Annotated in this window: 23 protein-coding genes; 14 read left to right on the top strand and 9 right to left on the bottom strand. The window is 63.2% G+C overall.

Going from position 1 to position 24,030, the window contains the following annotated elements:
* Nucleotides 1-20: 20 nt before the first annotated feature.
* From pheS to infC, 6 genes are all read right to left on the bottom strand, one after another.
* The gene (pheS, locus tag HNR59_RS04820) at nt 21-1,106 is read right to left on the bottom strand and encodes a phenylalanine--tRNA ligase subunit alpha (RefSeq protein ID WP_183826715.1); all 1,086 of its coding nucleotides are present in this window, start codon (nt 1,104-1,106) and stop codon (nt 21-23) included.
* Nucleotides 1,103-1,996 (bottom strand): lipopolysaccharide kinase InaA family protein, encoded by an 894-nt coding sequence (locus HNR59_RS04815; RefSeq protein WP_183826713.1) that lies wholly within the window; start codon nt 1,994-1,996, stop codon nt 1,103-1,105. The genes pheS and HNR59_RS04815 overlap by 4 nt, the downstream gene beginning before the upstream one ends.
* An 86-nt stretch (nt 1,997-2,082) precedes the next feature.
* Entirely contained in the window at nt 2,083-2,481 is a 399-nt protein-coding gene (gene rplT / locus HNR59_RS04810; protein WP_183826710.1) for a 50S ribosomal protein L20, read from the bottom strand.
* Between the two features lie 32 nt (nt 2,482-2,513).
* Entirely contained in the window at nt 2,514-2,723 is a 210-nt protein-coding gene (gene rpmI, locus HNR59_RS04805; RefSeq protein ID WP_183826707.1) for a 50S ribosomal protein L35, read from the bottom strand.
* A gap of 172 nt (nt 2,724-2,895) precedes the next feature.
* Nucleotides 2,896-3,555 (bottom strand): methyltransferase family protein, encoded by a 660-nt coding sequence (locus HNR59_RS04800; RefSeq protein ID WP_183826704.1) that lies wholly within the window; start codon nt 3,553-3,555, stop codon nt 2,896-2,898.
* A gap of 197 nt (nt 3,556-3,752) precedes the next feature.
* On the bottom strand, nt 3,753-4,289 hold the full coding sequence (gene infC / locus HNR59_RS04795; RefSeq protein ID WP_183831330.1) for a translation initiation factor IF-3: 537 nt from the start codon (nt 4,287-4,289) through the stop codon (nt 3,753-3,755).
* A 215-nt stretch (nt 4,290-4,504) separates the two neighbouring features.
* Between infC and HNR59_RS04790 the strand changes: the two genes are divergently transcribed.
* The 4 genes from HNR59_RS04790 to HNR59_RS04775 all read left to right on the top strand — a co-directional run bounded on the left by HNR59_RS04790 (nt 4,505) and on the right by HNR59_RS04775 (nt 7,953).
* Nucleotides 4,505-5,287, top strand: a complete 783-nt coding sequence (locus HNR59_RS04790; protein WP_183826701.1) for an alpha/beta hydrolase — start codon at nt 4,505-4,507, stop codon at nt 5,285-5,287.
* A gap of 28 nt (nt 5,288-5,315) precedes the next feature.
* On the top strand, nt 5,316-6,458 hold the full coding sequence (locus HNR59_RS04785) for a benzoate/H(+) symporter BenE family transporter (protein WP_183826698.1): 1,143 nt from the start codon (nt 5,316-5,318) through the stop codon (nt 6,456-6,458).
* A gap of 117 nt (nt 6,459-6,575) precedes the next feature.
* Nucleotides 6,576-7,046: a DUF2852 domain-containing protein gene (locus HNR59_RS04780; protein ID WP_183826695.1), complete on the top strand. Its 471-nt coding sequence runs from the start codon at nt 6,576-6,578 to the stop codon at nt 7,044-7,046.
* Between the two features lie 139 nt (nt 7,047-7,185).
* A complete protein-coding gene (locus HNR59_RS04775) occupies nt 7,186-7,953 on the top strand; it encodes a M48 family metallopeptidase (RefSeq protein WP_183826692.1) in 768 nt (255 codons plus the stop codon).
* A gap of 30 nt (nt 7,954-7,983) precedes the next feature.
* Here the strand turns inward: HNR59_RS04775 and HNR59_RS04770 are convergent, their stop codons facing one another.
* Both HNR59_RS04770 and gshB read right to left on the bottom strand, forming a co-directional pair.
* Complete coding sequence (locus tag HNR59_RS04770; RefSeq protein WP_183826689.1) at nt 7,984-8,202, bottom strand: hypothetical protein; 219 nt, start codon at nt 8,200-8,202, stop codon at nt 7,984-7,986.
* A gap of 26 nt (nt 8,203-8,228) precedes the next feature.
* Nucleotides 8,229-9,170 carry a glutathione synthase gene (gshB, locus tag HNR59_RS04765; RefSeq protein ID WP_183826686.1) on the bottom strand — a complete coding sequence of 314 codons (942 nt, stop codon included), beginning with the start codon at nt 9,168-9,170 and terminating at the stop codon, nt 8,229-8,231.
* A gap of 174 nt (nt 9,171-9,344) precedes the next feature.
* Between gshB and HNR59_RS04760 the strand changes: the two genes are divergently transcribed.
* The 9 genes from HNR59_RS04760 to HNR59_RS04720 all read left to right on the top strand — a co-directional run bounded on the left by HNR59_RS04760 (nt 9,345) and on the right by HNR59_RS04720 (nt 20,144).
* The gene (locus HNR59_RS04760; protein ID WP_183826683.1) at nt 9,345-10,694 is read left to right on the top strand and encodes a putative bifunctional diguanylate cyclase/phosphodiesterase; all 1,350 of its coding nucleotides are present in this window, start codon (nt 9,345-9,347) and stop codon (nt 10,692-10,694) included.
* A gap of 239 nt (nt 10,695-10,933) precedes the next feature.
* Complete coding sequence (locus tag HNR59_RS04755; protein ID WP_183826681.1) at nt 10,934-12,727, top strand: acyl-CoA dehydrogenase C-terminal domain-containing protein; 1,794 nt, start codon at nt 10,934-10,936, stop codon at nt 12,725-12,727.
* A gap of 61 nt (nt 12,728-12,788) precedes the next feature.
* Nucleotides 12,789-13,958, top strand: coding sequence for an acyl-CoA dehydrogenase family protein (locus HNR59_RS04750; protein WP_183826678.1), 1,170 nt, complete (start codon nt 12,789-12,791; stop codon nt 13,956-13,958).
* 8 nt (nt 13,959-13,966) lie between these two features.
* Nucleotides 13,967-14,452, top strand: coding sequence for an OsmC family protein (locus HNR59_RS04745; RefSeq protein WP_183826675.1), 486 nt, complete (start codon nt 13,967-13,969; stop codon nt 14,450-14,452).
* Nucleotides 14,445-15,653 (top strand): acetyl-CoA C-acetyltransferase, encoded by a 1,209-nt coding sequence (locus tag HNR59_RS04740; RefSeq protein WP_183826672.1) that lies wholly within the window; start codon nt 14,445-14,447, stop codon nt 15,651-15,653. The genes HNR59_RS04745 and HNR59_RS04740 overlap by 8 nt, the downstream gene beginning before the upstream one ends.
* A 15-nt stretch (nt 15,654-15,668) precedes the next feature.
* Entirely contained in the window at nt 15,669-17,888 is a 2,220-nt protein-coding gene (locus tag HNR59_RS04735) for an FAD-dependent oxidoreductase (RefSeq protein ID WP_183826669.1), read from the top strand.
* Nucleotides 17,889-17,985: 97 nt separating this feature from the next.
* Complete coding sequence (locus HNR59_RS04730) at nt 17,986-18,531, top strand: thioesterase family protein (RefSeq protein ID WP_183826666.1); 546 nt, start codon at nt 17,986-17,988, stop codon at nt 18,529-18,531.
* An 87-nt stretch (nt 18,532-18,618) separates the two neighbouring features.
* Nucleotides 18,619-19,266 carry a S24 family peptidase gene (locus HNR59_RS04725; protein ID WP_183826664.1) on the top strand — a complete coding sequence of 216 codons (648 nt, stop codon included), beginning with the start codon at nt 18,619-18,621 and terminating at the stop codon, nt 19,264-19,266.
* A gap of 2 nt (nt 19,267-19,268) precedes the next feature.
* Nucleotides 19,269-20,144, top strand: coding sequence for a thermonuclease family protein (locus tag HNR59_RS04720; protein WP_425488654.1), 876 nt, complete (start codon nt 19,269-19,271; stop codon nt 20,142-20,144).
* Here HNR59_RS04720 and HNR59_RS04715 read toward each other — a convergent pair.
* Nucleotides 20,107-21,759 carry a lysine--tRNA ligase gene (locus HNR59_RS04715; protein WP_183826658.1) on the bottom strand — a complete coding sequence of 551 codons (1,653 nt, stop codon included), beginning with the start codon at nt 21,757-21,759 and terminating at the stop codon, nt 20,107-20,109. The genes HNR59_RS04720 and HNR59_RS04715 overlap by 38 nt on opposite strands.
* Nucleotides 21,760-22,110: 351 nt before the next feature.
* Here HNR59_RS04715 and dnaK point away from each other — a divergent pair, with 351 nt between their 5' ends.
* Nucleotides 22,111-24,027, top strand: a complete 1,917-nt coding sequence (gene dnaK / locus HNR59_RS04710) for a molecular chaperone DnaK (protein WP_183826655.1) — start codon at nt 22,111-22,113, stop codon at nt 24,025-24,027.
* The last annotated feature ends 3 nt before the right edge of the window (nt 24,028-24,030 follow it).

Raw genomic sequence — 24,030 nt, 5'->3', positions numbered from 1 at the left:
TATTGTTCCTTGCCGCGCGATCAGTTGCTCAGTCCGCCGAACAGGGTCGGCAGGTCGAGCGGGCGGAAACCGTAATGTTGGAGCCAGCGCACATCGGCGTCGAAGAAGGCGCGCAGATCCGGCATGCCGTATTTCAGCATGGCGATGCGGTCGATGCCCATGCCCCAGGCAAAGCCCTGATACTCGTCCGGATCGAGCCCGCCGGCACGCATGACATTGGGGTGGACCATGCCGCAGCCAAGGATTTCCATCCAGTCGGAGCCCTCGCCGAAGCGCACTTCGCCCGGCCGCGAACGGTCGCACTGGATGTCAACCTCCAGCGACGGCTCGGTGAAGGGGAAGAAGCTCGGACGGAAGCGCATCTTGACCGACGGCACCTCGAAGAAGGCCTTGCAGAACTCTTCCAGCACCCATTTCATGTTGGCGACATTGGCGGTCTTGTCGATCACCAGCCCCTCGACCTGATGGAACATGGGCGAGTGGGTGGCGTCGGAATCCTGCCGGTAGGTCTTGCCGGGAATGACGATGCGGATCGGCGGCTTCTGCTGTTCCATGGTGCGGATCTGCACCGGCGAGGTGTGGGTGCGCAGCACCTTGCGCTCGCCCTTTTCGTCCGGCTGGAAGAAGAAGGTGTCGTGCATTTCGCGCGCCGGATGGCCTTCGGGGAAGTTCAGCGCGGTGAAGTTGTAATAGTCGGTCTCGATGTCCGGCCCTTCGGCGATGGCGAAGCCGAGGTCGCCGAAGATCGCGGCGATCTCGTCGATGACCTGGCTGATGGGGTGAATGCGGCCGCGCTCGGCGGGGGAGGCGCGCACGGGCAGCGTGACGTCCACCTTCTCGGCCTCCAGCCGCGCGGCGATTGCCGCGTCGCGCAGGTCCGCGCGGCGCGCCGAGAGCGCCTCGGTGATGCGGTTCTTGAGGCCATTGATCGCCGGGCCCTTCACCTGCCGCTCTTCGGCGCTCATCGTTCCCAGCGTCTTCAAGAGTTCCGAGATCGAGCCCTTCTTGCCGAGCGCCGAAACCCTGACCGCCTCGATCGCGGCCTCGTCACCCGCGCCGGAGATCGCGTCCGACAGCGTTCGTTCCAGTTGGTCGATATCCGTCATGATTGTCCTCTGGGCCGCTCGTGGCCGGTAGCTTGAAGGGATGGCGCGGATGCCGGTCCGGCATCAAGCGCATTTTTCAGAAAAGACGTGGCCTTCACCGCATAGAGCGCATCCTTGCCGAGCAGCGTTTCCGGCAAAAGCCGCAATGGCGTGAGCCAGCGGTGAAAGAACCCGACGAGACGGGCCAGCGGTGGCAAGACAGCTGCCGGAGCTGCGCCATGATAGGCGGCAAACGCATGGGCCGGCGTATCGGGAGAGATCGCGCGCGCGGTTATTTGCAGGAACAGCAGCCACAGGTCGCGCGCCTGCGCCATCGCAAGCGGCATCACCGCTTCCGGCTCTTCCTCGAAATCCAGGAAACCGACGCGTCCGTCACCTTTTGCCGGATCGGGCAGGAACATGTCGCGCGGATGCGGCCTGCCATGGCAAAGTCCGGCCCGATGCGCATCGCCCAGACCTTCGGCGAGCGTCACCAGCAAGGCGTCATGGGCGGCAGGGTCGGCAGCGTGCAGGTCGCCGAGGCGCGCCTGCGCCACCCGGCCGACATCGGAAAGCACCAGAACAGCCTCGTTGCCGAACACGATGTCGGCCACCGGCAAACCGGCTTCCCGAAACAGGTTCATCTTGCGCCGTTCCCGCTCCACGCCGAGCGATCCCGGCGCGGCGCGCGAGGAGCGCAGGAAAACCGGCAGAAGCGGAGAGATGGCGCGGTGCAGAAGCTTGCCGAAAGGCTGGCGCTCGACATCATAGCGCTTGATCCAGACGTGGCGCCCGTCGATATCGGCCCGCGCGACGCGCACACGCGCATTCGCCGCCAGAAGGCGCACCAGCGTCGCCAGCCCTTCGGCGGAAAGCATATCCGTGCTGTCGTCCTGTACGGCCTTGCTCATCTCGTTCCATAAGAAAAACCCGCGCCAGCCCTGCCAGCGCGGGTTTCCCAAATCGTAGTGTTGCAGAACTTCGGGAAAACGCTGGCTTAAGCTACAGCGCTCTCAAAAGCGTTCGGCGTGGTGTCCTTGAGATACTCAAGCGCAGTCTTCGACTTCGCCACCAGAGCGGCGAAAGCCTGCGGCTCATGGATGGCCATGTCGGACAGCACCTTGCGGTCGATCTCGATACCGGCCTTGTTCAGGCCGTCGATGAAGCGGCCGTAGGTCAGGCCGTGCTCACGCACCGCGGCGTTGATGCGCTGGATCCACAGGGCACGGAAGTTGCGCTTGCGGGCCTTGCGATCGCGATATGCGTACTGCAGCGACTTCTCGACCGCCTGCTTGGCGATGCGGATGGTGTTCTTGCGACGGCCGTAAAAGCCCTTGGCGGCCTTCAGGACCTTCTTGTGCTTGGCGTGGCCGGTAGTGCCTCTTTTCACGCGCATGTCATGATCTCCTTAATATCGTTCCAACCGGCTCAGATGCCGCCGCCGTTAGGCAGGAAATTCTTGATGACCTTCTTGGCATCCGGCTCTGCGAGAACCATGGTGCCGCGGGCATCGCGGATGAACTTGTTGGTACGCTTGATCATGCCGTGGCGCTTGCCGGCGGCAGCCGAAAGCACCTTGCCGGTGCCGGTGATCTTGAACCGCTTCTTGGCGGAAGATTTGGTCTTCATCTTGGGCATTTTGCTTGTCTCCTTATCGGGCGGGTTCGCCCTTGTCTTCGCTCCGGACCGACCAAAGTCCGGAAAGCAAGCGAAACCGCCACGGCATGCCCTGCCGGGCGGTTTTCATGAACGGCGGGTCTATACGGCAATGCCGCACAAAGCGCAACACCCCGTCGTCAGCGACATGCCTTCAGGGCACCGTGAACAGAACCGGCAGCACACCCGCCATCTGGGCGCTGTCGATCGATTCGAAGAAAGGCATGGCGAGCAGGAAGACCAGCCCGTCGAGGAGGGTGGTCTTCAGAAGTTTCGGCTGGAAGGAACCGGTATCGCCCTCATCATAGAGCGACAGCCGGGGAAAGAAACGCGGCACCCGCGCTAGATAGGCTTCATAGGGCGCGCCCAGAACCTCCCTGAGAAACCGCTCCTCACGCAGGATGACGACGTGAAAGGCCAGAGCGCACAGAAGCGCTAAGCCGAACATGGCGGTGAACGATCCCATCTGGGCGCCGACGCCGGCAGCCGCCACGGTCGAGAACACATAAAGGGGATTGCGGGTTATCGAATAGGGACCGCCCGTGACCACCTCGGCGGATTTGCGGCCACCGATATAAAGCGTCGACCAAAGGCGGCCGACGATGCCGAGAAAGATCAGCAGAACACCGAACATCTCGATGGTTTCATGCACCACGGATTCCGGCGGGAAAGTCGACTGCCCGAACAGAAGCAGGGCGCACAGGAGAACCACCAGCCCCGCCAGCATGTAACGGCGGGTGCGCTGATAGCGACTGAGGCTTTGCCCCTGTTGCCGCCGGCCGGAATCGTGAGTGGCATTCTGAACAGCAGGCATGGGCGGCATCCTCTCCACGGTCGGATGCCTCTGCAGCACAGTTGCGGCATAACGATGGCAGCAGCGCTGCGATGCGACCATCTCCTCTGCCATTTTCGATCATGGCCGGGTGATGCAGCGCCCGGATGAGATAGCGTCAAAAGCAAACGGCGCCGCCATTTCTGGCAGCGCCGCAAATTCTCTTGCCGGCTCACGCGTCAGCGCGGTGCCAGCACCATCATCATCTGACGGCCTTCGAGCTTGGGCTCGGCTTCGACCTTGGCGATCGTGGCGGTCTCTTCGCGCACCTTGTTGAGAAGCTGCATGCCGAGCTCCATGTGAGCCATTTCGCGGCCACGGAAGCGCAGGGTCACCTTGACCTTGTCACCCTCATCGAAGAACCGGCGCGCCGCCTTCATCTTGACCTCGTAATCGTGGTCGTCGATGTTCGGGCGCATCTTGATCTCCTTGATCTCGATGACCTTCTGGTTCTTGCGGGCTTCAGCCGCCTTCTTCTGGGTGGCGTATTTCAGCTTGCCGAGATCGAGAATCTTGGCGACCGGCGGATTGGCATTGGGAGAAATCTCGACGAGGTCCAGCCCGACCTCTTCAGCGAGCAGGAGAGCCTCGCTTGTAGCGATTTCGCCGCGATTGTTGCCGTCGGCATCGATGAGCTGGATACGGGGAACCTTGATGTCCCGGTTAGCGCGCGGCCCGTCCTTGGTGGGCGCTGCTGCTTTGAAAGGTCTGCGAATGGTCGTATTCTCCTCGAATTATTGATATGCGGGTGCGGAGGCGCCTTTGCGGGGAACGCCTATGTTGGGAACGGGTGCGCGGTGTCAATAGCACAGCAAACAACGAAAATCACGAAAATCCGTTGCACCTTTCAGCATGGGATGCAGAAAGCGCATGAGCGCTTTTTCATGCAGCCAGGCGCTGCGAGCAAGATCACCTTCCAAGGAAGCATAACATGAATACACCCCAAGTCGAGTTCGTGGATGTCGACGGCACAAACATCGCCGTGCGCCGTCAGGAAGGCGACGCGCCGGGTGTCATGTGGCTTGGGGGCTACAAGTCCGACATGCTGGGCACTAAGGCCGAAGCGCTTGCCGAATGGGCAACGGGACAGGGGCGCGCCTTTCTGCGCCACGACTATTCGGGCCATGGCGAATCAGGCGGCGAGTTCGCGGACGGCACCATCTCGAAATGGCTGCGCGAGAGCCTTGCCGTTTTTGCCCGCCACACGCGCGGACCGCAGGTGCTCGTCGGCTCGTCCATGGGCGGATGGATTGCGCTGCGCATGGTGCAGGAACTGCTGCAGGCGGGCGAAAGCCGCGTCCGGGGGCTGGTGTTGATCGCGCCCGCGCCGGACTTCACCGCTGAACTGGTGGAACCGGCCATGACCGATGAACAGCGCCGCGAACTGGCGGAACAGGGTTATTTCGAGATCCCCTCAGACTATGTCGACGAGCCCTATATCTACACGCGCAACCTGATCGAGGACGGTCGGGCGAATCTCATGATGAGTGCCCCGATCGACACGCACTGCCCGGTTCACATCCTGCAGGGCATGCAAGATGAATCGGTGCCGCATTCCCATGCGCTGAAGCTGGTCAGCCTTCTGCCGGCCGACGACGTCACGCTCTCGCTGGTGCCGGATGGCGACCACCGCCTGTCGCGGCCGCAGGACATCGAGCTGCTGATTTCAGCCGTGCGCGACATGGCAGCACAGGCCAGCCGGCAAAATACCTGATCCCCCTTCCCTCGCGAGCTTCCGCCATATGCGCATATCCATTCCCGTATCGGCCTTCGTGGCCGCCATCGTCGGCTTCGGCGGAACGCTCGCCATCGTCATCGCCGCCGCCGTGGCGGTGGGCGCAACCCAGTTGCAGACGGCAAGCTGGGTCACCGCGCTCTGCCTTGCCATGGCATTCGAGACTGCATGGCTTTCATGGCGCACGAAAATGCCGGTCATCACCGCCTGGTCGACACCGGGCGTTGCGTTGATTGCCGCTTCCAGCGGCTTTTCCATGAACGAGGCGGTCGGCGCCTTTCTGATTGCCGGCGCGCTCCTCGTGGCCACGGCTCTTTTTCGTCCGCTGACCACGCTGATCTCGCGCATCCCGGCCTCGGTCGCCTCCGGCATGCTGGCCGGCATCGTTGTGACCTTCGCCACGGAGGCGGCAAAGACGGTGCCGCTCGATCCATGGCTGATCGTGCCGCTGATTGCCGCCTTCTTCGTGCTCAGGCTGATCAACCCGGCAATCTCGGTTCTGGCCGTGCTGATCGGCGGCGGTGCTGCGGCTTTCCTGACCGGCCGCGTGGGCGGCCTGCCGACGCCGGAGATTTCGACGCTGACATGGATCTGGCCGGAATTTTCGGCCGGCGCCGTCGTCGGCCTCGCCGTGCCGCTTTATCTGGTCACCATGGCCTCGCAGAACCTGTCAGGCCTCGCCGTGCTGCGTGCCTCGGGTTATGAGCCCGACCCCGCCCCGCTGATCGGCGTCACCGGCCTTTTTTCGGTGCTGACCGCGCCTTTCGGGGCTTCGACCACCAATCTCGCGGCGATCTCGGCCGCCATCTGCACCGGACCGGACGTCCATCCCGATCCGGCCGAGCGCTGGAAGACCGGGCCATTCTATGCGCTCGCCTATCTGATCTTCGCTCTGTTCGGCGCTTCGCTGGTGGCGATCTTCGCGGTGCTGCCGCAAAGCCTCATCGCGCTGGTGGCGGGACTGGCGCTGCTCGGCCCCCTCACCAACGCTCTCAGCATCGCCCTTCAGAAAGAAAACGAGCGCATGGCCGCGACTGTCACCTTTGCTGTCACTGCTTCGGGGCTTGTGCTGTTCGGCATCGGTTCCGCCTTCTGGGGGCTGGTTGCGGGCCTTGCCGTCCTCTCGCTCGACCGCTTCAAAAAAACCTAACGAAACCGGGAGCCTGCAAGGTTTCCGGCGGCTTTATCTTGAATCGCCATTTTTCGCTTCCCATGTTTTTTTCAGGCGGCCGGACCGGCCCGCTCCAACTGAAGGAACGCGAAGAACATGAACACGACTGCACTGATCCGCCCGGCATGGACGCCGGCGACCATCGCGCTGATGGTGATCGGCTTCATGGTGTTCTGGCCCCTCGGCCTCGCCATGCTCGCCTACATCATCTGGGGAGACAGGCTGGAAGGCTTCAAGAAGGACGTCAACCGGGCGACCGACGGCATCTTTGCCGGCTGCCGCCGTGGTGCCGACAAGGCGCAGGGCTGGGGCCGCACCCGCACCGGCAACGTCGCCTTCGACGACTGGCGCGAAAAGGAACTCTCCCGCCTTGACGAGGAACGCCGCAAGCTCGACGAAATGCTGAGCGAGTTCGATGACTATGCGCGTGAGTTGCGCCGCGCCAAGGATCAGGAAGAATTCGATCGCTTCATGGCGAACCGCAACCGCTCGACCGCTCCGGCGACCACCGCAAGCACACCGAAGAAGCGTGGCGGGAAGCCGGACGACACCCTGCTCGACGACTGATCTCAGCCTTTCCTGCAACGAACGGCGTCGCCTTGCGGCGCCGTTTTCGTTTGCTTCTTCCGCCCGCCTTCAAATCACCCTTCATTCAGCCCGTTCATCCGGCCATTCATCCGGGGGGCGAATCGACTATGGTGAGGTCATGTCATTCGGCTTCTTCCGCAATCTCAACCGCCCTGCGAAGCCTGTGCCGCAGCAGCCGGAGCTGCGCGAGCATACGGTTGCCGGGCGCACACTGCCGCTGCGCATCGTGGAGAACGGCCGCGCCCGCCGCCTGACCCTGCGCATCGATGCCGGCGGACAGGGATTGCGCATCACCGTGCCGCCCGGCCTGCGCCGCAGCGAGGTGGACAATTTCCTGCATCGCCATCAGGGCTGGCTGGAAGAGAAGCTGGCGAAAGTGCCGGACAGGCCCAATGTGCGCCCCGGCGTGAAGATACCGCTTTACGGCGTGCCGCATCTGATCGTGCATGAGCCGGGCAGGCGCGGCACGGTCAGCGTGCAGGAGGATGAAGGCGGCCGGACCATCGTCGTGCATGGCGAGCGCATTCACCTGCCGCGACGGGTGGCCGATTTTCTGAAGCGCGAAGCCCGCCGCGAGATTGGTGCCCTGGTGGAAAAACACACTGCAGCCGTCGGCCGCAAGGCCAAAGCCGTGCGCTTCAGGGATACCACCAGCCGCTGGGGCTCCTGCACCTCAGATGGTACGCTATCCTTCTCATGGCGGATCATGATGGCGCCGCGACCGGTCATCAATTACCTGGTCGCCCACGAGGTCGCGCATCTGCGCGAGATGAATCACGGGCCGAAATTCTGGAAACTGTGCACGGAACTGTGCCCCGACACCGAGCGCTGCAAGGCATGGCTGAAACGCAACGGCTCCGCCCTTCAGGCGATCGCCTTCGAGTGACCACCCATCGCGCCTCAACCAGAACTGCCGTCAATCGTCATTGGCGGCGTTGAGTTCGTCGGGATGAAGCGATTCGCCCGCGTGGCGCGGCCATGGCAGAAAATCGCGGTCGAAACCCTCGCCACCGAAGTAGTCCAGCGCCCGCTGGCCTTCCGCACCGTCCATGCCGGCGCGCTGCAACAGCCAGGCGATGACCTCGCGGGCCTGCTCCAGCTTTTCTCTCGCTTCGCGTGCAGTGTCGCCGGTCATCGTCGTGTTCTCCTTTACAGGGAGTATCAGGCGCGCTTGGCCTCGACGCAATCCCAGAACAAGGCTGCGATGTCGGCGCCGCCGAAGCGCTTCACCTCACGGATGCCGGTCGGCGAGGTCACGTTGATCTCGGTCATGTAGTCGCCGATCACGTCGATGCCGACCAGAATGAAGCCACGCTCTTTCAGCGACGGGCCGATCGCCGCACAGATCTCACGCTCGCGGGCGGTCAGCTCGGTCTTCTCGGCGCGCCCGCCGACATGCATGTTGGAGCGCGATTCATGGTCGGCCGGCACGCGGTTGATGGCGCCCACTGGCTCGCCGTCGATGAGCAGGATGCGCTTGTCGCCCTTGCGCACGTCCTTGAGATAACGCTGGACGATGAAGGGCTCGCGGAACATCTGCGAGAACATTTCCAGCAGCGACGACAGGTTCTGATCGTCGTCGCGCAGATGGAAGATGCCCGCACCGCCATTGCCGTAAAGCGGCTTGATGATGATGTCGCCATATTGCCGGCGGAAATCCGCCACCTCCTGCGGATCCTTGGTGATCAGCGTCTCCGGCATCAGGTCGGCGAATTCGGTGACGAAGATCTTTTCAGGGCTGTTGCGCACCCAGGCCGGATCGTTGACCACCAGCGTGCGCGGATGGATGCGCTCCAGCATGTGGGTGGTGGTGATGTAGTTCATGTCGAAGGGCGGATCCTGCCGCAGCAGTATGACGTCCATCTCCGACAGATCGGTGCGCACCGGCTCGCCCAGCGTGAAATGGCTGCCCTTTTCATCCCGCACCGTCATGTCCTCAAGACGGGCATATACCTTGCCATCCAGCAAAGAGAGGCGGTCCGGCGTATAGTGATAGAGCGCATGGCCGCGCCGCTGCGCCTCCAGAGACAGCGCGAATGTGGTGTCGCCGGCAATCGACACCGTGGAAATATGGTCCATCTGAACCGCAATTTTGAGGGGCATGGAAGGCTCTCCGTCGTCCTGAGGCGTGAGATATAAGGAACTTGATCTCACCTGCCAATGCGGAGGCTGGCGAACATTGTTACAGCCGTGAAATAAGATTTCATCAGATACTTTTCCTAAAGGCTTTTCTGGCAGGGTGGCCAAAGTTTCTTTTAAAACTTTTCAGGGTTCGCAATGCATATGCCGTTTGGCAGCCGGCAAACAAACAGAGACGGAAACGATCTCGCATTCACCGACCCCCTGACGGGACTGGGCAATCACCGCCGCTTCTTCGACCGGGTGGAGCGGCTCATCCGGGACAGGGCCGATGACCCTGCCCCGTTTGCCATCGGCATCCTCGATCTCGACGGCTTCAAGCCGATCAACGACCTCTTCGGCTATCAGGCCGGCGACGAGATCCTGACCCAGATCGCCATGCGTCTCAGGGCATCCATGGACAGCCAGTCTTCCGTGTGCCGGATCGGCGCCGACGAGTTCGCCGTGCTCTGCCCGATGGTGTTCAGCGAGGAAGCCGCGATAGAAAAGGTGCGCACGCTCATCGAGATTCTGTCGGCTCCCTATGATGTCGGCGACCGCACGGCCCGCCTGTCGGCCTCCGCGGGCTGCTCGCTGTTCTATTCGCAGGACGAGACAACCGAGATCCTGCTCAACAAGGCAGAAACCGCGCTCTATCACGCCAAGCGCTCCGGGCGCGGGCAGGTGGTGGTCTACACCCGCGAGATGGAAGAAGCAGCCAGAAGGCTGACGCATATCGAGCAGGCCCTGCGCCGCGCCGTTTCGGCCGGCGAGGTGGAGCCGCATTTCCAGCCTATCGTCGACCTGACGACGCGCCGCATCATCGGCTTCGAGACACTGGCACGCTGGACCGATCCGGATATCGGGCGGGTCTCGCCCGCCGTTTTCATCCCGATCGCCGAAGAACGCGGCATCATCGGCCCGTTGTCTCAACTGGTCCTGCGCAAGGCCGTGGAGGCTGCGAAGGCGTGGCCGGCCGACCTGTTCCTGTCGTTCAACCTGTCGCCGTCGCAGCTTGTCGACAACAACACCGGCAAGGACATACTGGCCATGCTGGAGCGCACCGGTTTCGACCCGCGACGGCTGGAAATCGAGATCACCGAAACCGGCCTGATGAGCGACCCGACCTCGGCCGCCAGAATCATCGATGATCTGCACCGGCACGGCATTCGCATCGCGCTTGATGATTTCGGCACTGGCCAGTCGTCGCTGGGGCGGCTGCGCGAATTTCCGTTCAGCAAGCTCAAGATCGATCGCTCCTTCGTCTCCTCCATGCTCGATGACATGCCCTCGCAGCACATCATTCGCGCCATACTGGCGATGTGCGAGGGCCTTGGTATCGAGGTGGTGGCCGAGGGTATCGAAGAGGAAGAGCAGGCGGCCTGCCTGCTTCAGTTCGGATGTCTGGCCGGACAGGGCTATCTGTTCGGCAAAGCCGCCGATGCCGCCACCACGCTGGTCATCGTTCGCGAAGCCATGCGCACCGTTCTGCTGCCTGCTGCAAACTGACTTTTTTCCGCCTGCGAATGCGGCTTCTACAGGCGCCGGCGACAGCAGCAGGCGCATCTCCTCCCGCTTCATCACAACATGAAACTGCAATGGCATTGCCTTTACCTTACGGAAGGCGAATTGGAAGGCTTTCCTCAATATTGACGTTTACGCAAACGTCAAAGTTTGTTATGGCTTGCCTATTGTCGATTTCAGTGCGCGACGAGCGCCCTCATCATAAACAGGGGTGGAGGAACTGCATGCCCATCTACCAGTCACCGGTCCGCAACACGCTCTATCTTCTCAACGACGTGCTGGGCTATGAGCGCCATGCCGACCTGCCCGGCTTTGCCGATGCATCTGCAGACGTTGTCGAGGCCGTGCTGGCCGAAGGCGCGAAGCTTGCCGAAAACGTCATGCTGCCGCTCAACCGCGTCGGTGACACGGAAGGCTGCACACGCCACGAAGACGGTTCCGTGACCACGCCGAAGGGCTTCAGCGAAGCCTACCGCCAGTATCGCGAAGGTGGCTGGATGGGGCTGGCGGCACCAGCCGAATATGGTGGGCAGGGCCTGCCCTACACGCTCCATGCCGCTGTCGGCGAATATCTGTCGGCGTCCAACATGGCGCTGATGATGTATCCGGGCCTCACCCAGGGCGCCATTGCCGCGATCGTCGAGCATGGCAACGAGGAACAGAAGCAGACCTTCCTGCCGAAGATGATCGACGGCGCCTGGACCGGCACCATGAACCTGACCGAGCCGCATTGCGGCACCGATCTCGGCCTCCTGCGCACCAAGGCGGTTCCGAATGGCGACGGCACCTACCGCATCTCCGGCCAGAAGATCTTCATCTCGGCCGGCGATCACGACATGGCCGACAACATCATCCATCTGGTGCTGGCCCGCATCGAGGGCGCGCCAGAAGGCGTGAAGGGCATTTCGCTGTTCATCGTGCCGAAGTTCAGGCTCGATGCGGAGGGCAATCCCGGTGCCGCCAACGGCGTGTCCTGCGGCTCGCTCGAAGAGAAGATGGGCATCCACGGCAACGCCACCTGCGTCATGAATTATGACGAGGCCGAAGGCACGCTGCTCGGCGCGGAAAATGGCGGCCTCAAGGCCATGTTCGTGATGATGAACGAAGCCCGCCTCGGCGTCGGCCTTCAGGGCCTGTCGATTTCGGAGATCGCCTATCAGAACGCAGTAGCTTACGCCCGCGAACGCCTTCAGGGCCGCTCGCTCTCCGGGCCGAAGAATCCGAACGGCAAGGCCGATCCGATCATTGTCCACCCAGACATCCGCCGCGCGCTGATGACCATGCGTGCCTTCAACGAAGCCGGCCGCGCGCTGATACTGTGGACCGCGCTCAACTCCGACATCGCCCACCGCTCGGACGACGAGAAGGCGCGGCAGGCAGCCGACGATATGCTCGGCCTGATGACGCCGGTCATCAAGGGCGTGCTCACCGACAAGGGTTTTGAGCATGCCGTGATGGCACAGCAGGTATTCGGCGGCCACGGCTACATCGAAGAGCACGGCATGAGCCAGTTCGTGCGCGATGCCCGCATCGCCATGATCTACGAGGGCGCCAACGGCATCCAGGCGCTGGACCTCGTCGGCCGCAAGCTGGCGCTGAACGGTGGCCGCGCCGTGCAGGCCTTCTTCAAGGAAGTTGGCGAGTTCTGCGAGGCGAACCGCGCGGACGAAAACCTCGCGCCCTTCACCAAGGGCATCAAGAAGGGCCTCAACGATCTGCAGGCCGCCACCATGTGGCTGATGCAGAACGCCATGGCCAAGCCCGACAATGCGGGTGCGGCCTCGACCGACTACCTGCATCTCTTCGGCCTCGTCGCGCTCGGCTATATGTGGGGCCGCATGGTCAAGGCCTCGCAGGAGAAGCTTGCGGCCGGCGCCGAGGATGCCGCCTTCCACGACAACAAGATCGTCACCGCGCGCTACTTCATGGAGCGCGTCATGCCGGAAACCAGCGCGCATCTCGCCCGCATTTCCACCGGCGCCGACACGATGATGGCGCTGCCAGCGGAGGCGTTCTAGAGTTTCAGGATTGGATCGTCTCCCTCCGCTTTTCTCATGAGGGGGACACTGGAGGAAAAGCATGACCAGTCCCGCCGAAATTCTGTCCGTTCCGAAGCCCGACTGGGCGCAGGAAGACGTCGCCATGCTCTACGACATGGCGCACCGCTTCATGTCGGACGAGATCGCGCCGCATTACGACGCCTATGAGAAGAACGAGATCGTCGACCGCACCGCCTGGGAAAAGGCGGGCGCGGCCGGCCTCTTGTGTCCCTCCATGCCGGAGGAATATGGCGGCGCGGGCGGCACCTTCGCCCATGAGAGCGCCATCATCGAGGCCATCGGCCATGTCGGCGTCGACGGCTTCGGCATCGGCCTGCACAATGCGATCGTAGCCCCCTACATCCTCCATTACGGCTCGGAAGAGCAGAAGAAGAGGTGGCTGCCGAAGCTGGCGAGCGGCGAGCTGATCGGTGCCATCGCCATGACCGAGCCGGGTGCCGGCTCCGACCTTCAGGGCGTGCGCACCCGCGCCGACCGGGACGGCAACCAGTACCGCATCAATGGCTCCAAGACCTTCATCACCAACGGCCAGCTCGCCAATCTGATCATCGTCGTCGCCAAGACCGACCCCGACAAGGGCGCCAAAGGCACCTCGCTGATCGTGGTCGAGACCGACGGGGCGGAAGGCTTCGAGCGCGGCCGCAACCTCGACAAGATCGGCCTCAAGGCCAACGACACGTCAGAACTGTTCTTCAACGATCTGCGGGTTCCCACCTCCAACCTTCTGGGAACGGAGGAAGGCCAGGGCTTCATCCAGCTCATGCAGCAATTGCCGCAGGAACGGCTGATGATCGGCACCACGGCCATCGCCATGGCCGAGCGGGCGCTGGCGTTGACCATCGACTATGTGAAGGAGCGCAAGGCCTTCGGCCAGCCGATCCTCAATTTCCAGAACACCCAGTTCAGGCTGGCGGAGCTGAAGACAGAGATCACCATCGGCCGCGTCTTCTACAATGACTGCGTGAAGCGCCATATCGAGGGCGGCCTTGATCCGGCCACCGCCTCCATGGCCAAGTACTGGCTCTCCGACCTGCAGGGCAAGGTCATGGACGAGTGCCTGCAACTGCATGGCGGCTATGGCTACATGAACGAATATCCGATCGCGCGCATGTGGCGCGACGCCCGCGTGCAGCGCATCTATGGCGGCACCAACGAGATCATGAAGCTTCTGATCGCGCGGAGCCTGTGAGGAATTCCATGTCCACCTATGTCGCGCAAATCGAATGGAAGGCCAATCCGCAGGAGGATTTCCGGCGCGGCCGCTATTCCCGCGTGCATGAAATCCGCTTCGACAACGGCCTTGCCGTCAGGGCATCGGCCTCGCCTTCCGTGGTGCCGCAGCCCTTTGCCGATCCCACAGCCGTCGACCCGGAAGAACTCATGGTGGCAGCACTTTCTTCCTGCCACATGATGTCCTTCCTCGACCTCGCCCGTCGCGCCGGCGTCACCGTACGCGCCTATCACGATGCGGCGGAAGGCATTCTGGAAAAGAACGCGGATGGCCGTACGGCGCTGACCAAAGTGACGCTGCGGCCCCGCATCGACTGTGACGCGGACCGCGCCACGCTCGACGACTTGCATCACCAGGCGCATGGGGTCTGCTTCATCGCCAATTCCGTCAGGAGCGACGTTCGCGTCGAGCCGGTTTTTGAATCTACAGGGAAGGAAGCACATCATGGCTGAAGCCTATGTCTATGACGCGGTACGCACCCCGCGCGGGCGCGGCAAGAAGGACGGATCGCTGCACGAAGTGCCGGCGGTGCGGCTTGCCGCAAAGACGCTGGAAGCGATCCGCGACCGCAACGGGCTCGACACCGGCACGGTGGACGACATCATTTTCGGCTGCGTCGATCCGGTCGGCGAAGCAGGCGCGGTGATCCCGCGCGCCGCCGCCTTCGAGGCCGGCTATGACGACAAGGCCCCCGGCATCCAGCTCTCGCGCTTCTGCGCCTCGGGCCTCGACGCGATCAATCTGGGCGCGGCCAAGATCGCGCAGGGCGCCGACGACATCGTGATCGCCGGCGGCGTGGAATCGATGAGCCGCATCGGCATGGGTGCCGCAGGCGGCGCCTGGTTCATGGACCCGTCGGTCGGCTTCCCCGGCTGGTTCGTGCCGCAGGGCATTTCGGCCGATCTGATCGCCACCAAATACGGCTTCTCCCGCGACGACGTCGACGCCTATGCGGTGGAAAGCCAGAAGCGCGCCGCCCATTCGTGGAAGAAGGGCTGGTTTAAGAACTCGGTCGTTCCGGTCACCGACCAGAATGGCCTCGTCATTCTTGACCACGACGAGCACATGCGCCCCGAGACCGATATGCAGGGTCTCGCCTCGCTCAACCCCTCCTTCGTGATGCCGGGCGAAATGGGCGGCTTCGATGCCGTCGCCGTGCAGAAGCATCCCGAGATCGAAGCGGTCAACCACGTCCACCATGCCGGCAATTCCTCCGGCATCGTCGATGGCGCCGCCGCCGTGCTGCTCGGCTCGAAGAAGGCCGGCAAGTCGATGGGCCTGAAGCCCCGCGCCCGCATTCGCGCCTTCGCCAATATCGGCTCCGAGCCGGTGCTGATGCTGACTGGCCCGGTCGACGTGACCGAAAAGCTGCTTCAGCGCGCCCGCATGAAGATTTCCGACATCGACCTGTTCGAGCTGAACGAAGCCTTCGCCTCGGTGGTGCTGCGCTACATGCAGGCCTTCGACATTTCGCACGACAAGATCAACGTCGCCGGCGGCGCCATCGCCATGGGCCATCCGCTGGGAGCCACCGGCGCGATGATCCTCGGCACGGTGCTGGACGAGCTGGAGCGGCGCGACCTCAACACCGCGTTGGTGACGCTGTGCATCGGTGCGGGCATGGGCACCGCCACCATCATCGAACGCGTCTGATCGGAGGGCAGAAGAATGACCTACAAGAATTTCACCGTCGAAACCGACGCAGATGGCATCGCACTCGTCACATGGGACATGCCTGACCGCTCCATGAACGTCTTCACCGAAGAGGTGATGCGTGAGCTGGACAGCATCGTCGACCGCGTGACCGGCGACGCCGCCATCAAGGGCGCCGTCATCACCTCCGGCAAGGACACGTTCTCCGGTGGCGCCGACATCACCATGCTGCAGAAGATGCTCTCCATCTTCGCCGAGGAAAAGGACAGCGATCCGGCCAGGGCCACGCAGAAGCTGTTCGAGACGGCCGGCTATATGACGGGCCTGTTCCGTAAGCTGGAAACCAGCGGCAAGCCGTGGGTTTCGGCCATCAACGGCACCTGCATGGGCGGCGCCTTCGAGCTTTCGCTCGCCTGCCATGCGCGCGTGGCGGCCGACAGCGACAAGGTCAAGATGGCGCTTCCCGAAGTGAAGATCGGCATTTTCCCGGGCGCCGGCGGCACCCAGCGCGTGCCGCGCCTGACCGACCAGCAGCAAGCCCTGCAGATGCTGACCACCGGCCAGACGCTGACGCCGAAAAAAGCCAAGTCGATGGGGCTGATTACCGAGGTCGCCGAGCCGGCCAAGCTGGTCGAGACCGCCAAGGGCCTCATCAGGAATGGCCTTTCAGCCGTGCAGCCATGGGACCAGAAGGGCTTCAAGCTGCCCGGCGGGCCGATCTACTCGGCGGCGGGCGCCAATCTGTGGCCGCCGGCGATCGCCATCCTGCGCCGCGAGACCTATGGCAACTATCCGGCAGCCGCCGCGATCCTGAAATGCGTCTATGAAGGCCTGCTGGTGCCGTTCGACACCGCACTTCGCATCGAGCAGCGCTATTTCACCCAGATCATGCAGAGCCAGGAAGCGGCGGCGATGATCCGCTCGCTGTTCATCTCGCTGCAGGAGCTGAACAAGGGCGCACGCCGCCCCGAGGGTGTGTCGGAAACGAAGTTCAAAAAGATCGGCGTCATCGGCGCCGGCTTCATGGGCGCTGGCATCGCCTATGTCACGGCAAAGGCCGGCATCCCGGTGGTGCTGCTCGACCGCGATCAGGCCGGAGCCGAAAAGGGCAAGGCCCATTCGGAAAGCCTGATGGACGGCGCGATCAAAAAGGGCCGTGCCACGCAGGCCGACAAGGACAAGCTCCTGTCACTGATCACGCCGAGCGCCGACTATGCCGACCTCAATGGCTGCGACCTCGTGGTCGAAGCGGTGTTCGAGGATTCGGGCGTCAAGAAGGCCGCGACCGAGCAGGCGGAAGCCGTGCTGAAGCCAGCGGCGGTGTTCGCCTCCAACACCTCGACCATTCCGATCACTTCGCTGGCGAAGAATTCGGCGCGCCCGAAGAATTTCGTCGGCATCCACTTCTTCTCGCCGGTCGACAAGATGATGCTGGTCGAGATCATCCTCGGCAAGAAGACCGGCGACAAGGCGCTGGCCGTGGCGATCGACTATGTGCGGGCGATCAAGAAGACGCCGATCGTCGTCAACGACACGCGCGGCTTCTTCGTCAACCGCTGCGTGCTGCGCTACATGGCCGAGGCCTACAAGATGCTGATCGAGGGCGTTCCCGCCCCGATGATCGAGAACGCCGCCAAGGCGGCCGGCATGCCGGTCGGCCCGCTGTCGCTGAACGACGAGACGGCCATCGACCTTGCCCAGAAGATCATGAAGCAGACCATTCGCGATCTGGGCGACAAGGCCGTCGATCCCCGGCAGATGGAGCTTGTCGACACCATGGTCGACAAGCACGGCCGCGTCGGCCGCAAGAACGGCAAGGGCTTCTACGACTACCCGGAAAAGCCGGCCAAGAAGCATCTGTGGGCGGGGCTGAAGGATCTCTATCCGCAGCAGGACGCCGACAAGATCGACTTCGAGGAGCTGAAGCAGCGCTTCCTCTTCGTCATTGCGCTGGAAGCCGCGCGCGTGATGGAGGAAAAGATCGTCACCGACCCGCGCGAGGCGGATGTCGGCTCGATCCTCGCCTTCGGTTTCGCGCCCTATACCGGCGGCGTGCTGTCCTACATCGACGGCATCGGCGTGGCGAAGTTCGTCAAGATCGCCAAAAAGCTGCAGAAGAAATACGGAGCCGAGTTCAAGGCGCCGAAGCTGCTGCTTGAAATGGCGGACAAGGGCGAGACCTTCTACCAGCGCTTCAACCCCTATGCGGGCACCGAGGCCAAGAAAGCCGCCTGATTCCATCGGGCGACTTTGTCTGAACCGGTAGCGGGCGTGGTGCAATGCACTGCGCCCGCGACCATCCCACCCGGTCCCACACCGGAAGGCAAAAGCGATGTATGTCTGGGCTCGACTGGCACGGGTGCTGGCCACGGCGAAAAGCCGGGGCGACTATCAGGTCGGCACCGAAACCCGCCTCACCTTCCGCTGCCTGCCGACAGACATCGACCTCAACCTGCATCTCAACAACGCGCGCTACATGATGCTGGCCGATGTCGGCCGCATAGACCTGTTCATGCGCGCCGGGCTCGGCAAGATGATACGCGAGCGCAAATGGGCGCCGATGCTGGGCGGCCTGCAAGCCGTCTATGTGCGCGAGATCCGCCTGTGGCAGCGCTTTCACGTCTATTCCGCCATCGAGACATGGGAGGGCACGCAGGCACTCGGGCGTCACCGCTTCGTGCTCGAAACCGGCGAGACCGCCGCCACGGTCGTCACCACCGCCGGCGTCTACGACCGGCCGGGACGGCGTTTCCTGGAGATCGACGAAGTGGTCTCCGCCCTTGGCAGCGATGTCCGGCCGCGCCCCCTCAACGAGGACGAGAGCGCCTTCATGGCCTCGCATATGGCCATGCGTTCCGCCGCGCGGGCGCAAAGCTGACGGCAAACCTCCCCGCGGGTGGACAAGCCCGAGAGGTGGGGATAAAAATCGAAAGGTATTTTTTCCTGTTCAGGAGCTTCGAGGCGCATGCTCTCGCATGACCGCGTATGGGCCGCCATAGACGCGCTTGCCGAGCGTCATTCCCTGTCTGTATCGGGCCTTGCGCGGCGCGCGGGGCTCGATTCCACGGCCTTCAACAAGTCCAAGCGCCTGTCCGCAGACGGCCGCCCGCGCTGGCCGTCGACCGAATCGCTGGCCAAGATCATCGAGGCGACGGGCTCCTCGCTGGATGAATTCATATCCCTCATCGATGGCAGGAAGGCGCTCGCCGACGCCCTGCCCTTGCAGCGCCCGACCGTGCCGCTCGTCGGCTTCGCGCAGGCCGGCGCAGGCGGCTTCTTCGATGATGCCGGCTTTCCCGTGGGCCATGGCTGGGACCTGATCGAGCTGCCGGCACCCGCGGGCGGCCCCGCCTATGCACTGAAGGTTCAGGGCGATTCCATGCTGCCGCTCTATCGCGACGGCGACGTGCTGATCGTCGAGCCCGGCGCCAGCGTGCGCAAGGGCGACCGTGTCGTGGTCAAGACGGTCTCCGGCGAGGTCATGGCAAAAGTGCTCAGCCGCCAGACGGCCCGGACGATCTCACTGGTCTCGCTCAATCCCGCGCATGCCGACCGCGAGCTTTCCGTCGAGGAGGTGGACTGGGTGGCGCGCATCGTGTGGGCGAGCCAGTAGTGATGCGGCCCCTGCATGCCGCATTTGCGGTGACCTGCCTTCTGGGCATGGGCATGCTGGTCATTGCGGGCGGGCAGGCGCTGAACTCGCAGCCATCCGCCGCAATACCATCCGAAAGCGAAATCGTGGTCGACACGGACATCGGCGATGTCATTTTCGGCGAGGACGTGCAGGACAGCGAACCCGATGCTCCCGAGGCCCTGCCGCAGGAGCCGCAGCCTGCCCTCCCCCTGCGGCCGATCGAGCCGGACATCATCGCTCCGCCCGAACTGGAGCCGGCAGAGCTGGAGCGGCTACCGCCGCGGGAGCCGCTGAGCGATCTTTCGCAGGCCGTGCCGCCCAAACCGAAGCCGAACGCCGAATGGCAGGGCGCAACGCTGTTCCGGCCTGTCGCAAGCGCGGCCGGGCGCATCTCGGCGCAGGACCGCGCGGTGACGATTGCCGGCATCGATCTGGTGGCCGCCGGAGAAACCTGCACCGATCAGGGCAGGCAATGGCCGTGCGGCGCCCGCGCGACGACCGCGTTTCGCGCCTTCCTGCGCGGCCGCGCGGTGATCTGCGATATTCCACAGGAAGCCGGCAGCGGCGCGTTCACCGTCCGATGCCGTCTGGGCAAGCAGGACATCGGCGAATGGCTGGTGGCCAATGGCTGGGCGCGGGCCGACGCCGACGGGCCCTATGCGCAGGCGGCCGAAAAAGCGCAAAAGAGCGGCAAGGGCATATATGGCCATGCGCCGGACCTTTCGGGCCTGCCGCCGGCTCCACCTTCGGGCAGCGTGGAACCTCCAAAGGTGCCGGACAGCATCATCGAACTGCCCGGCCCCTCCGAAACCATCCCGCCTATGCAGCCAGACGACCTTCCAGCGCCTTCCCGATAAGCTCGCGCGTCTCGGCAATGCCGTAGAGGGCTGCGAAGGAGCCGAAGCGCGGACCGCGCTCCTGACCGATCAGCACCTGATAGATCATCTGGAAGAAGGCGACCGAGACGCCCGGTCCGCCCTCGGGGCTCTTTTTGGCATGATCCTGATAGCGCTCGATGGCGCGCGCCACATTGAGCGCCGCATTCTGGATCGCCTCGCCGTCAGCGCCCTCGGGCAGGTCAGCCAGCGCCTGCGACAGCTTCGCCAGCGCATCGCGCTCCACCTCGTCGGGCGCGCGATAGACCTTGGACGGCTTCACGAAATCGTCGAAATAGCGGATGGCGTAGCCGGTCAGACGATCCAGCTCAGGATGCGTCTGCGGCGTCACGCCTTCAGCATAGCGCGAGATGAAGCCCCACAGCACGTCCTTGTTCTGGGCATTGGAGACGCTGACCAGATTGAGCAGCAGCGCGAACGGCACCGGCAGGTCGATGGCCGGCGGATTGCCACTGTGGATGTGCCAGACCGGATTTCCGAGACGGTTCTTCCAGTCCTGCTTCGGATAGGCCGACAGGAACTGGTAGTACTCATCCACGGCGCGCGGGATGACGTCGAAGTAGAGTTTCTTGGCCACGCGCGGCTTCTGGAACATGTAGAGCGCGAGGCTTTCCGTCGGCGCATAGGTCAGCCACTCGTCGATAGTCAGCCCATTGCCCTTCGACTTGGAAATCTTCTGGCCGTTCTCGTCGAGGAACAGTTCATAGACGAAATGTTCCGGCGCGCGCCCGCCGAGGATCTCGCAGATGCGGTCATAGATCGACGCGTTGGTCTGGTGATCCTTGCCGAACATCTCGAAATCGACGTTCAGGGCCGCCCAGCGCATGCCGAAGTCCGGCTTCCACTGCAGCTTCACCGCGCCGCCCGTTACCGGCAGCGTGGTCTCGGTGCCGTCCTCGTCGTCGAAGGTGATGGTGCCGGCTTTCGCATCGACATGCTTCATCGGCACATAGAGCACGCGGCCGGTCTTCGGCGAGATCGGCAGGAAGGGGCTGTAGGTCGCCTGGCGTTCCTCGCCCAGCGTCGGCAGCATCACCTTCATGATGTCGTCGAAACGCTCGGCAGCACGCAGCAGCACCTCATCGAAGCGGCCTGCCTTGTAATACTCGGTCGCGCTGGCGAACTCGTAATCGAAGCCGAACGTATCGAGGAAACGGCGCAGCATGGCATTGTTGTGATGGCCGAAGCTTGCGTAGTCGCCGCCGAACGGATTGGGCACCGAGGTCAGAGGCATGTGCAGATAGGGTTCCAGAAACGCGCGATCAGGCACGTTGTCGGGAATCTTGCGCATGCCGTCCATGTCGTCGGAGAAGACGAGAAGCCGCGTCTTCACCTTGCCTTCGGTGAGGATGTGAAAGGCGTGGCGCACCATGGTGGTGCGGGCAACTTCACCGAAAGTGCCGATGTGCGGCAGGCCCGAGGGGCCATATCCGGTTTCAAACAGGATCGTCTCCGGCAAGCCGGTTTTGGCATAGCGGGCGATGATTTTTTTCGCTTCCTCGAACGGCCAGGCTTTGTTCTCTCCTGCGGCGGCGAGAAGTTCCGGGTTGAGATCGAGGGCGTCGTTTCCGGCCATGTCGTTGGTCCTGTTGGTGAAGCCGGCTTCGGTGCCGGTCGCATTGCTCTATGCGGGCCGGCACGCAAGGTCAAATTTTTCCCATGCGCAGGCCGACCCAAACCCTTCAAATAAGCCAGAAACCCCGATTTTTTGTGTTTTTCGCGCCTATTCGCCACGCTCTTCCAAACTGACGCGCTCAAGCCCGCGCAGAACGCTTGCACGCTGCGAAGCCTGTTCTTATATACGCCGCAGTTCCATACGGGGCTGCTGCATGTCAGTGGACTGGTAGGGAAAATGAAGTGAACAGGGGCTTTCGCCGGAACGCCTGACAGGGTCCTTGAAAGCCTGCTTGAAGGAGAGACTGAGTAAATGGCTAAAGTAATCGGCATCGATCTCGGAACCACCAATTCCTGCGTCGCCGTCATGGACGGCAAGGACGCCAAGGTGATCGAAAACGCGGAAGGCGCGCGCACCACGCCTTCGATCGTCGCCTTTACGGCAGACGGCGAACGCCTTGTGGGCCAGCCGGCCAAGCGCCAGGCTGTCACCAATCCCGAAAACACCGTCTTCGCGGTCAAGCGCCTCATCGGCCGTCGTTACGACGACCCGGTCACCGAGAAGGACAAGAAGCTCGTCCCTTATCACATCGTCAAGGGCGACAATGGCGACGCATGGGTCGAAGCCGGCGACAAGAAGCAGTCGCCTTCGCAGATCTCCGCCATGATCCTGCAGAAGATGAAGGAAACGGCTGAAGCCTATCTCGGCGAAAAGGTCGAGCAGGCCGTCATCACCGTTCCCGCCTATTTCAACGACGCCCAGCGTCAGGCCACCAAGGACGCCGGCAAGATCGCCGGCCTTGAAGTGCTGCGCATCATCAACGAGCCGACCGCGGCCGCGCTCGCCTATGGCCTCGACAAGCGCGACGGCAAGACCATCGCCGTCTACGACCTTGGCGGCGGCACCTTCGACATCTCCGTGCTGGAGATCGGCGACGGCGTGTTCGAGGTGAAGTCGACCAATGGCGACACCTTCCTCGGCGGCGAGGACTTCGACATGCGTCTGGTCGAGTATCTGGCCGACGAGTTCAGGAAGGAGCAGGGCATCGATCTGCGCAACGACAAGCTCGCCCTGCAGCGTCTGAAGGAAGCAGCCGAAAAGGCCAAGATCGAGCTGTCGTCCACGACGCAGACCGAGATCAACCTGCCCTTCATCACCGCCGATGCCAGCGGCCCGAAGCACCTGACGCTGAAGCTGACCCGCGCCAAGTTCGAGAGCCTGGTCGACGACCTCGTCCAGCGCACCATCGAGCCGTGCAAGGCAGCCCTCAAGGATGCCGGCCTCAAGGCGGGCGAGATCGACGAAGTGGTTCTGGTCGGCGGCATGACCCGCATGCCCAAGATTCAGGAAGTCGTGAAGCAGTTCTTCGGCAAGGATCCGCACAAGGGCGTCAATCCCGATGAGGTTGTGGCCATGGGTGCCGCGATCCAGGGCGGCGTGCTTCAGGGCGACGTCAAGGACGTTCTGCTGCTCGACGTGACCCCGCTGTCGCTGGGCATCGAGACGCTGGGCGGCGTGTTCACGCGCCTCATCGAGCGCAACACGACGATCCCGACCAAGAAGAGCCAGACCTTCTCGACGGCCGAGGACTCGCAGTCCGCCGTGACGATCCGCGTCTTCCAGGGCGAGCGTGAAATGGCGGCCGACAACAAGCTGCTCGGCCAGTTCGATCTGGTCGGCATTCCGCCGGCACCGCGTGGCGTGCCGCAGATCGAGGTCACTTTCGACATCGACGCCAACGGCATCGTCAACGTTTCGGCCAAGGACAAGGGCACCGGCAAGGAGCACCAGATCCGCATTCAGGCCTCCGGTGGCCTGAGCGATGCCGATATCGAGAAGATGGTGAAGGACGCCGAGGCCAACGCCGAAGCCGACAAGCAGCGCAAGGCGCTGGTCGAGGCCCGCAACCAGGCCGAGTCGCTCATCCACTCCAGCGAGAAGTCGCTGAAGGATTACGGCGACAAGGTTTCGGAAGCAGACCGCACCGCCATCTCGGAGGCCATCACTGCGCTGAAGACCGCCACCGAAGGTGACGATCCTGCCGACATCGAGGCGAAGACCCAGACGCTGGCCGAGGTTTCCATGAAGCTCGGGCAGGCCATGTACGAGGCCTCGCAGAAGGAAGCCGCCGAAGCCGACGCCAAGGCGGATGCCGCCAAGGACGGCGATGTGGTCGACGCCGACTTCGAGGAGATCGACGAGGACGACGACGGCAAGAAGTCGGCCTGATCT

The organism is Aquamicrobium lusatiense, from assembly GCF_014201615.1.
Lineage (GTDB): Bacteria > Pseudomonadota > Alphaproteobacteria > Rhizobiales > Rhizobiaceae > Mesorhizobium > Mesorhizobium lusatiense.
Note: the sequence above shows the minus strand (reverse complement) of the source record. Positions and strands in the feature narration are given on the sequence as shown.

What these genes read in the sequence shown, in the direction of transcription:
- pheS (WP_183826715.1), bottom strand. Translation starts at nt 1,106, where the DNA reads ATGACGGATATCGACCAACTGGAACGAACGCTGTCGGACGCGATCTCC.
- HNR59_RS04815 (WP_183826713.1), bottom strand. Translation starts at nt 1,996, where the DNA reads ATGAGCAAGGCCGTACAGGACGACAGCACGGATATGCTTTCCGCCGAA.
- rplT (WP_183826710.1), bottom strand. Translation starts at nt 2,481, where the DNA reads ATGCGCGTGAAAAGAGGCACTACCGGCCACGCCAAGCACAAGAAGGTC.
- rpmI (WP_183826707.1), bottom strand. Translation starts at nt 2,723, where the DNA reads ATGCCCAAGATGAAGACCAAATCTTCCGCCAAGAAGCGGTTCAAGATC.
- HNR59_RS04800 (WP_183826704.1), bottom strand. Translation starts at nt 3,555, where the DNA reads ATGCCTGCTGTTCAGAATGCCACTCACGATTCCGGCCGGCGGCAACAG.
- HNR59_RS04790 (WP_183826701.1), top strand. Translation starts at nt 4,505, where the DNA reads ATGAATACACCCCAAGTCGAGTTCGTGGATGTCGACGGCACAAACATC.
- HNR59_RS04785 (WP_183826698.1), top strand. Translation starts at nt 5,316, where the DNA reads ATGCGCATATCCATTCCCGTATCGGCCTTCGTGGCCGCCATCGTCGGC.
- HNR59_RS04780 (WP_183826695.1), top strand. Translation starts at nt 6,576, where the DNA reads ATGAACACGACTGCACTGATCCGCCCGGCATGGACGCCGGCGACCATC.
- HNR59_RS04775 (WP_183826692.1), top strand. Translation starts at nt 7,186, where the DNA reads ATGTCATTCGGCTTCTTCCGCAATCTCAACCGCCCTGCGAAGCCTGTG.
- HNR59_RS04770 (WP_183826689.1), bottom strand. Translation starts at nt 8,202, where the DNA reads ATGACCGGCGACACTGCACGCGAAGCGAGAGAAAAGCTGGAGCAGGCC.
- gshB (WP_183826686.1), bottom strand. Translation starts at nt 9,170, where the DNA reads ATGCCCCTCAAAATTGCGGTTCAGATGGACCATATTTCCACGGTGTCG.
- HNR59_RS04760 (WP_183826683.1), top strand. Translation starts at nt 9,345, where the DNA reads ATGCATATGCCGTTTGGCAGCCGGCAAACAAACAGAGACGGAAACGAT.
- HNR59_RS04755 (WP_183826681.1), top strand. Translation starts at nt 10,934, where the DNA reads ATGCCCATCTACCAGTCACCGGTCCGCAACACGCTCTATCTTCTCAAC.
- HNR59_RS04750 (WP_183826678.1), top strand. Translation starts at nt 12,789, where the DNA reads ATGACCAGTCCCGCCGAAATTCTGTCCGTTCCGAAGCCCGACTGGGCG.
- HNR59_RS04745 (WP_183826675.1), top strand. Translation starts at nt 13,967, where the DNA reads ATGTCCACCTATGTCGCGCAAATCGAATGGAAGGCCAATCCGCAGGAG.
- HNR59_RS04740 (WP_183826672.1), top strand. Translation starts at nt 14,445, where the DNA reads ATGGCTGAAGCCTATGTCTATGACGCGGTACGCACCCCGCGCGGGCGC.
- HNR59_RS04735 (WP_183826669.1), top strand. Translation starts at nt 15,669, where the DNA reads ATGACCTACAAGAATTTCACCGTCGAAACCGACGCAGATGGCATCGCA.
- HNR59_RS04730 (WP_183826666.1), top strand. Translation starts at nt 17,986, where the DNA reads ATGTATGTCTGGGCTCGACTGGCACGGGTGCTGGCCACGGCGAAAAGC.
- HNR59_RS04725 (WP_183826664.1), top strand. Translation starts at nt 18,619, where the DNA reads ATGCTCTCGCATGACCGCGTATGGGCCGCCATAGACGCGCTTGCCGAG.
- HNR59_RS04720 (WP_425488654.1), top strand. Translation starts at nt 19,269, where the DNA reads ATGCGGCCCCTGCATGCCGCATTTGCGGTGACCTGCCTTCTGGGCATG.
- HNR59_RS04715 (WP_183826658.1), bottom strand. Translation starts at nt 21,759, where the DNA reads ATGGCCGGAAACGACGCCCTCGATCTCAACCCGGAACTTCTCGCCGCC.
- dnaK (WP_183826655.1), top strand. Translation starts at nt 22,111, where the DNA reads ATGGCTAAAGTAATCGGCATCGATCTCGGAACCACCAATTCCTGCGTC.